The organism is Streptomyces sp. NPDC057939, assembly GCF_042887545.1.
In the GTDB taxonomy this organism is placed as follows: domain Bacteria; phylum Actinomycetota; class Actinomycetes; order Streptomycetales; family Streptomycetaceae; genus Streptomyces.
Window position 1 is genome coordinate 38,684 of sequence record NZ_JBHVPG010000063.1, and the last position, 7,098, is coordinate 45,781.

Consider the following 7,098-nt stretch of genomic DNA (forward strand, 5'->3'; position numbering starts at 1 on the left):
GCACCCACCCCGCGGCCCGGCAGCGGCACGCCGACACCGCGCCCGGCACGGGACGCGGCGCGGGCCCGTTCCCACAGGTGGGGCAGCACGAAGTCGTAACCCGCCATGCCGTGGGCGCCCCCGGCCGGACAGCCGCAGGAGCAGCGTGCGGGCGCTCGGCACGCCGAGGCCCCGACGGCCGCGACGCGTGGTCGACGGAGTCCGGGCGCACTCGACGGACCGACCCGCGGGTTCCCCCGCGCCCCCGGCGCGCGGCCCCCGCTCAGCCCCCGGACGCGATCCGGTACGCCCCCGGTGTCGTGCCCGTCCAGCGGCGGAACGCGCGGTGGAACGCGGTGTCCTCGGAGAAGCCCAACCGGGCGGCGAGTTCCGCGATCGGCTCCCCGCTCTCCGCCAGCCCCGCGATGGCCGCGTCCCGCCGGACGTGGTCCTTGAGCTGCTGGAAGGACGTCCCCTCCTGTCGGAGCCGGCGCCGCAGCGTCGCGGGGGACACCGCGAGCCGGGCCGCCACCTCCCCGAGCTCGGGCAGCCGCGGGGAGGTCCGCAGCCGCTGCGTCAGGGTCCGGCGCACCTGCTCCGCGACCGTGGTCCCGTACGCGGGGCGGGAGAGCAGGTCGAAGGGGGCCCGGCGGAGCATCGCGTCCAGCGCGGCCTCGTCCCGCACGAGCGGCGCGGTCAGCCAGTGCGCCCCGAACACCGCCTCCGTACGGCGCGCGCCGAAGCGGACCGGGCAGTCGAAGAGCAGCGCGTACTCGTCCGCGTGGGGCGGCTCCGGATAGCTGAAGGTCGCCGAGGACAGCGGGATGCGCCGCCCGATCAGCCAACTCGCCAGCCGGTGCCAGATGGCCAGCACGCACTCGGTGAGGAACCGCTCCTCGTCCCGCTCGAAGGCGTTGCCGACGGCGAACCGGGCTTCGCCGCCCTCCGCGTCGACGTGCAACTCCAGCTCCGGCCCGCCCGGGAACAGCCCGTAGAAGGCCGCCCCGCGCTCCACGGCCGCCCCGAGGTCCCGGCAGCCCAACGAGGCGTGACACATCATCGCGAAGGTTCCCGGCCGGCTCGGGACCGCCGACAGTCCGAGGAACTCGTCCTGCGTGGTCCGGTACAGCGCCCGGAACAGTCGGGCGAACTGCGCGGGCGTGATCCGCGCCCGGTCGTCGCCCAGCAACAGCGGCGGGATCTGCGCCTCCTGGAGCAACGGCAGCAGGTCGAAGCCGGCGCCGCGCGCCCCCGCGAGCACGGCACGCACGTGGTGCACGGTGACCGTCCGCCTCCCCATGGCTCCGAAGGTAGCCGCAATGAGCGCTGGGGTCAGCGGTGCTGACGCGTCCGGTCATGCCGGAGCCGCCCCGCCGGTGCCTAGGGTCTGGCGTCGGGGGTCACCCATTCCGGGAGGGCATGCGATGGACGGTCGGCCGGGCACGCTGGCGGAGTTCACCCAGTGGACCGAGGAGAGGTACGGCCCCGGGACGGCCCTGCGCTTTCGCGCGGGACCCGACGGCCGGCAGACCAGGACCTACACCGAACTGGCCGCGTCCGTACGGGAGGTCGGCCGGGCCCTGATCGGCCCGGACCTCGCCGTCGCCGCCGGCGAGCGGGTGGCCGTCCTCGGGGAGACCGGGCCGCGCTGGACGTACACGCACTTCGGGGTGCTGGCCGCCGGCGCGGTCCTCGTTCCCGTGTACCCGACGGCGGGGGAGGAGGAGCTGGCCTGGGTGCTCTCCGACTCGGGAGCCGTCGTGGTCGTCTGCGACGACGCGGCTCGGGCGGCCCGGGTGGAGGCCCTGCGCCCGAAGCTGCCCGCGCTGCGAGCCGTCGTACGGATGGACGCCCTGGCCGAGCGGGTCGCGGCCCCGGAGGCGGCGCTGCGGGTGCGGGCCGCCGCCGTGACCCCCGACGACGACGCCTCGATCGTCTACACCTCGGGCACCACGGGCCCGCCGAAGGGCTGCCGGCTCACCCACGGCAACCTCGGTGCCGTGCAGGACGGCACGCTGCCCCTGGTCCGGGGCGGGCCGGGGGACTCCACGTACCTCTACCTGCCGCTGGCGCACCTGCTCGCGCAGCTGATCCAGTTCACGACCCTGCTGGAGGGCGGCGAACTCTGCTACTTCGGGGGCCGCGTGGAGGACGTCGTCGCCGAGCTGGCGCAGGCGCGCCCCACCCACCTGCCGTCCGTGCCGAGGCTGTTCGAGAAGGTGCACGCCGTGGTCCTGGCCCTGGCCGAGGGGCAGGAGGGCGGCCGGGAACGCTTCGACGAGGCCGTCCGGATCGGTGTCCTGGCCTCACGGGACCGGCTCCCCGAAGAACTGCGGGCCGCGCACACGGCCGCCGAGGAGTCGCTGTACTCCCCGGTCCGGGCCGTCTTCGGCGGACGTCTGAAGTGGGCGCTGACCGGCGGCGCCCCCATCGCCCCCGACACGCTGGACTTCCTGCGCGCCTGCGGGATAAGGGTCTTCGAAGGCTACGGGATGACCGAGTCCGGCGGGGTGATCAGCCTCAACCATCCGGACGCCGTCCGGTACGGCACGGTCGGCCGTCCCATCGCGGGCTGCGAGGTGCGGATCGCCGAGGACGGGGAGATCCTGGCCCGCGGCCCGATGGTCTTCCCCGGCTACCACGCGAACGCCGCCGCCACCGCGCGGACCCTCGACGCCGAGGGCTGGCTGCACACCGGCGACCTGGGCGAACTCGACGGCGACGGCTTCCTGTCCGTCACCGGCCGCAAGAAGGAACTCGTCATCACCTCGGCCGGCAAGAACATCACCCCGACCGAGGTGGAGTTCGCCGTCCGGGCGGCCTGCCGGTACGTCTCCCGGGTCGTCCTGATCGGCGACCGGCGGCCCCACCCGGTGGCCCTGATCACCCTGGACGCCGAGGAGGTCGCCGCCTGGGCGGCCCGGCGCTCCCTCGACGCGGGAACCCGTCCCGGCGCCCACCCCGAGGTGCGCGCCCTGGTCGCCGATGCCGTCGCCGCCGCCAACGCGACGGTCTCCCGTCCGGCCCGCATCCGCGCCTTCCACATCCTGGACGAGGACTTCTCGGTCGACGCCGGCACCCTCACCCCGACCCTCAAGCTGCGCCGCGCCGCGGTCGCCGAGCGGTACGCGGCGGAGATCGAGGCGCTGTACGGGGGATGAGGCGCTGGACGGGGGCGGGGCCGGGGACCGTCGCGGTCGGCCCCCGGCCCCGCCGGGCTCAGGCCAGGGCCCGGCCCAGGCGGTCCAGGCCCTCCGCGATCTCGGCGGGGGTGTGCGTGGTGAAGGACAGCCGGAGCGTGCGCGGGTCCGGGGCGCCGGTGAAGAAGGGGGCGCCCGGCACGTACGCCACGTCGTGCGCGACGGCCGACTTCAGCAGCGCCGTCGCGTCGTACCCCTCGGGTAGCCGGGCCCAGACGAACATGCCGCCCTGCGGGCGGGTCCACTCCGAGCCGGCCGGGAGCGCTCCGCCGAGGCCCGCCAGGAGGGCGTCCCGGCGGGCCCGGTAGGCCTCGCGGACCGTGGCCACGTGCGCGTCGAGGTCGTGGGCGACCAGGTAGTGCGCCGCGGCCAGTTGGTCCACCGTCGAGGTGTGCAGGTCCGCCGCCTGCTTGGCGACCACCGCCGCCCGGCGCAGGGCCGCCGGCGCGCGCATCCAGCCGAGGCGCAGGCCGGGGGCCATCACCTTGGAGAAGCTGCCGAGCAGGGCCGTGCGGTCCTCGGCGCCCGGGTGGGCGGCGAGCCACGGCTCGTGGTCGCCCTCGTAGCGGAGGTCCCCGTACGGGTCGTCCTCGACCAGCCACAGGCCGCGGCGGGCCGCCAGGGCCGCCACCGCCGCCCGGCGGGCCCCCGGCAGGGTGCGGCCGGTCGGGTTCTGGAAGGTGGGGACGGTGTACAGCAGCTTCGGGCGCTCGCGCAGGAGGATCTCCTCCAGGGCGTCGGGCAGGAGCCCCTGCGCGTCGCAGGGGACCGGTATGACCCGGGCGCCGGCCAGGCCGAAGCACTGGAGGGCCGCCAGGTAGGTGGGGTTCTCCACGAGCACCGTGTCGCCGGGCTCCAGCAGGGTCGCCGCGAGCAGGGCGAGCCCCTGCTGGGAGCCGGTCGTGACCAGCACGTCGTCGGCCGTGGTGGCCAGCCCGCGCGCCCGGGCCCGGACGGCCACCGCTTCACGGAGCTCCGGAGCGCCCTCGGTGGTGGAGTACTGGAGGGCCCGGGCGGCGGTGGGGCCGCCGAGGGCGGCTTCGTAGGAGGCGCGCAGCCCGACCGTGTCGAAGAGCTCGGGGGCGGGGAGCCCGCCGGCGAAGGAGATCACCCCGGGGCGTTCGGTCAGCGCCAGGATCTCCCGTACGGGCGAGCCGCCCACGGAGACGGCGCGGGCGGCGAAGGCGGGCAGGGGCCGGGCATCGGCGGAGAGGCTCACGGGGGCTCCTTCGGGCGGTCGGTGGCCGCAGCCTAGCCACAAAAGATGCAGGCGACACCTATTTGTTCACCAGGTGAACGCCGCCCGCCCCCTCCCCAACTGACGCCTCATCAGATACACCGGTGCCATGACCACAGACGAGCGAGCAGCAGACCGGGACGAGCGGGACGACGCCGACTCCGGTGACACCCGCGCGGACGACTACGCCGCGCTCGCGGCCGTCGGCCCGTACGGCGTCCGCCCCGGCCACGCGCTGATCACCATGGTGGAGCCGCACCCGGGCCACGAGTTCGCGTACAACCGCTGGTACGAGGACGACCACTACTACGCCGGCGCGATGGCCATGCCCTGGATGTACGCCGGCCGCCGCTGGGTGGCGACCCGCGAGCTCCAGGAGCTGCGCTACCCGGAGAAGTCGGCGGTGGCCCAGCCCGTGACCGCCGGGTGTTACATATCGACGTACTGGGTGACCCAGGGCCGCTACGACGAGCACATGAAGTGGACCGTCGGCATCAACAAGCGGCTGAACCGCGACGGCCGCGTCTACCGCGACCGCACCCACGTCTTCACGGCCTTCCAGGACCACGCGGCCACGGTCTACCGGGACGGCGCCGCCGGCCCCAGGGACTTCCACGCCCTCGACCACCCGTACGCCGGGCTGGTGGTCCAGGTCGTCGACGCCGAGGGCCCCGAGCAGCGGGCGGAGCTGCTGGAGTGGCTGCGCTCCCGGGCCCTGCCCAAGAGGTTGAACGGTTCTCCCGCGGCGATGGTGACCGTCTTCCGGCCGACGCCGCTGCCCGGCGACCGGATGACCTACGTCAAGCAGGTCGAGGGGGTCGACACCCGACTGACCCTGCTGTGGTTCCTGGAGGTCGACCCGCGGACCTGCTGGGACCACTTCCGCGGGCTGGACGCGGAAGTCGCCGAATCGGGGCTGGGGAGGGTGGAGCTGGTGGCGCCGTTCATCCCCACCGTGCCGGGGACGGACCGGTACGTCGACGAACTCCGCCAGTAGCTCCGGTCGAGGTTCCGCTTCGCGTTCCGGTCGGGGTTCCGTTCGGGGTTCCGATCGGCATTCCGGTCAGGATTCCTGGCGGCGTTCGGTCCGCCGGGCCGGCGGGCGGGGTGCCGCCCGGTGCCCGGTCGCCGCGCACCGGTCGCGGACACGGCCGAGCCCCCTCGGCCAGGACGGCGGGCCGGTCGAGAGGGCTCCGATCAGTGGTGCGCCTACAACAGTCGAGGTGGATGGCTTGATGTTCAGGCGAGGTGCCCCGACCGGCCCTCGATGACGTCGGTGACGAAGGAGGTCCAGGAACCCGGCGCGAAGGTGAGGGACGGACCGTCCTGCACCTTCGAGTCGCGGACCGAGATGGACGCGACCACGGGGGACTTGACCTCGACGCAGGCGCCGTTTCCGCCGGAGTACGAGGACTTGGTCCAGTTTTCCGTGGCGCCCTGACGAATAGCCATTTTTCTCTCCGGTTCAGCGAGTAGTTCCGGTTTCATGCCGGCCGGTTTCCCTGCCGACGTGATCGACGCTACCCGCACCTCCCGATGGGTGAAGGAGGCATTCACTCGACCGGGTGGCATATTCCATTCAAGCCTTCTGTGGCTGGGGATGGACGGTGTACCGTACCCGGCCGTCCGTCATCCCCAGCCACTTTCGCCACACCGGCCCCACCCGTTACGGGGCTTTGACCGCGTAGTGCTCGATGATCTCGCCGATGAACTGCCGGGTCTGCTCGACGTTGAGCGCCTGGGCGCGCAGGTGCTCGTACATCACGCTGTACTTCTGGACGTCGTTGGCCTTCTCCAGGTACAGGTCGCTCGTCACGCCCTCGATGTAGACCACCGTGGAGTCCGAGGCGTCGGGGAACTCCAGGATCGCGTACTGGCCGTTCACGCCGGGGTGCGCGCCCATCGAGAACGGCATCACCTGCACGGTGATGTACGGCTGCTCGGACTGCTCTATCAAGTACTCCAGCTGCCGGACCATCAACTGCGGATCACCCACGTGCCGGCGCAGCGCGGCCTCGTCGATCACCGCCCACAACCGCAGCGGACCGACGTCCGGATTGTTGTTGTCCGTCTCCGAGAGCCGCTTCTGGCGGTGCATCCGCACCTGGACGCGCTTCTCCACGTCGGCCGGCGCCGTCTCCGGCAGCGCGCCGCGGATCAGGGCCTGCGCGTACTCGGGCGTCTGGAGCCGCCCGGGAACCATCTGCGGCTCGTAGGTGCGCAGGCTGGCCGCGTCCGTCTCCAGGCCGATGTACACGCTGTACGGGATGTCGCCGAAGGCGTGCCACCAGCCCTGCTGACGCGAGTCCTTCGCCATCTGCATGAGCGAGTCGACGAGGCGCGGATCCTCGACCTCGTACACCTCGCACAGGTCACGGACGTCGCGCTGGCTGATGGACCTGCGGCCGTTCTCCAGTCGGCTGATCTTCGACTGGGAGACGAGGAGGCGCTCGGCGACCTGTTCGGCCGTCATGCCCTTGTCCTCGCGGAGCTTGCGCAACTCCATGCCCAGTCGGCGGCGTCGGACGGTGGGATTGACATTGGACGCCACGGGTCGGCCCCTCTCTCTGTGTGTCTGCTGTTCAGCAGACTGCCACCGAAGGGCGCGATGCCGCTGGGGAACGGCAGGGAAATGCGAACGCGCGGGGTGGGGGGGCCCGGGGGGCGGGCCCCCCCCCCCCC

The 7,098-nt window shown here is 73.3% G+C and carries 6 protein-coding genes; 2 read left to right on the forward strand and 4 right to left on the reverse strand.

What is annotated here, in order from left to right; translation table 11 throughout:
- Window positions 1-262: 262 nt before the first annotated feature.
- Window positions 263-1,279, reverse strand: coding sequence for an AraC family transcriptional regulator (locus ACFVS6_RS38135; protein ID WP_389711121.1), 1,017 nt, complete (start codon window positions 1,277-1,279; stop codon window positions 263-265).
- A 124-nt stretch (window positions 1,280-1,403) separates the two neighbouring features.
- On the opposite strand from ACFVS6_RS38135, the gene ACFVS6_RS38140 reads away from it, so the two are divergent.
- Window positions 1,404-3,140 (forward strand): AMP-dependent synthetase/ligase, encoded by a 1,737-nt coding sequence (locus ACFVS6_RS38140; protein WP_389711122.1) that lies wholly within the window; start codon window positions 1,404-1,406, stop codon window positions 3,138-3,140.
- Window positions 3,141-3,198: 58 nt separating this feature from the next.
- On the opposite strand, the gene ACFVS6_RS38145 is transcribed toward ACFVS6_RS38140, so the two are convergent.
- Complete coding sequence (locus ACFVS6_RS38145; RefSeq protein WP_389711123.1) at window positions 3,199-4,398, reverse strand: PLP-dependent aminotransferase family protein; 1,200 nt, start codon at window positions 4,396-4,398, stop codon at window positions 3,199-3,201.
- 127 nt (window positions 4,399-4,525) lie between these two features.
- On the opposite strand from ACFVS6_RS38145, the gene ACFVS6_RS38150 reads away from it, so the two are divergent.
- Window positions 4,526-5,413, forward strand: a complete 888-nt coding sequence (locus ACFVS6_RS38150) for a hypothetical protein (protein WP_389711124.1) — start codon at window positions 4,526-4,528, stop codon at window positions 5,411-5,413.
- A 242-nt stretch (window positions 5,414-5,655) separates the two neighbouring features.
- Here the strand turns inward: ACFVS6_RS38150 and ACFVS6_RS38155 are convergent, their stop codons facing one another.
- Both ACFVS6_RS38155 and ACFVS6_RS38160 read right to left on the reverse strand, forming a co-directional pair.
- Window positions 5,656-5,868 carry a DUF397 domain-containing protein gene (locus ACFVS6_RS38155; RefSeq protein ID WP_385584224.1) on the reverse strand — a complete coding sequence of 71 codons (213 nt, stop codon included), beginning with the start codon at window positions 5,866-5,868 and terminating at the stop codon, window positions 5,656-5,658.
- A 214-nt stretch (window positions 5,869-6,082) separates the two neighbouring features.
- On the reverse strand, window positions 6,083-6,967 hold the full coding sequence (locus ACFVS6_RS38160) for a helix-turn-helix domain-containing protein (RefSeq protein WP_389711125.1): 885 nt from the start codon (window positions 6,965-6,967) through the stop codon (window positions 6,083-6,085).
- Window positions 6,968-7,098: the final 131 nt, after the last annotated feature.